Annotated in this window: 1 protein-coding gene; it reads left to right on the top strand. The window is 62.4% G+C overall.

Features of this window, described 5'->3' with window-relative positions:
• Window positions 1–39: 39 nt before the first annotated feature.
• Window positions 40–740, top strand: a 701-nt coding sequence (locus HYH08_RS37305; protein WP_220014809.1) for an IS110 family RNA-guided transposase, incomplete at its 3' end; no start/stop codon positions are given.

The raw sequence follows: 740 nt of genomic DNA on the forward strand, positions 1-740 counted from the left end.
AGAATGAGGTTGTCACACACCCATTCACAGGAGCCGTCCGTGAGCCAGATTATCCGCATTGGGATGGATACGTCTAAGCATATTTTTCAACTGCATGGAGTTGATGCATCCGAGCAGGTGGTGCTGCGCAAGCGGCTGACCCGCAAGGCGATGCTGGAGTTTTTCGTTAAGCTGCCGCCGACGGTAGTTGTGATTGAGGCCTGCGGAGCGGCTCACCACTGGGCACGGGAGCTCGGCAGGCTGGGACACACGGTCAAGCTGATTGCGCCGCAACTGGTGAAGCCCTACGTGCTGCGCAATAAGAACGACGGACGAGATGCGGAGGGGCTTTGCGAGGCGTCGAGCCGGCCGCGGATGCGTTATGTGCCTGTAAAGACGGCGGAGCAGCAGGCCGCACTGATGCTGCTTGGCGTCCGCGAGCAATTGGTCGGGCGTCGCACGCAACTCTCCAACACGATCCGCGGTCATGCGGCGGAGTTCGGTCTGACCGCACCCCAAGGGCTGGACAAGCTCGCTGCGTTCCTGACCGCGATCGAGCGGGACGAACGTGTGCCCGTGCTGGCCCGCGAGCTCTTCGTGATGCTTGCTCGGCAATACGACCAGGTGCAGACCGAGCTGAAGGTGATCGAGGCCAAGCTTGTGGCCTGGCACCGTGCCGATGTCACAAGCCGGCGCTTGGCGCAGGTCCCTGGGATCGGACCAGTTACGGCGGCCGCGCTGGTGATGAAGGCCCCTGATCC

It is taken from the genome of Bradyrhizobium sp. BR 10289 (assembly GCF_019455385.1).
GTDB lineage: Bacteria > Pseudomonadota > Alphaproteobacteria > Rhizobiales > Xanthobacteraceae > Bradyrhizobium.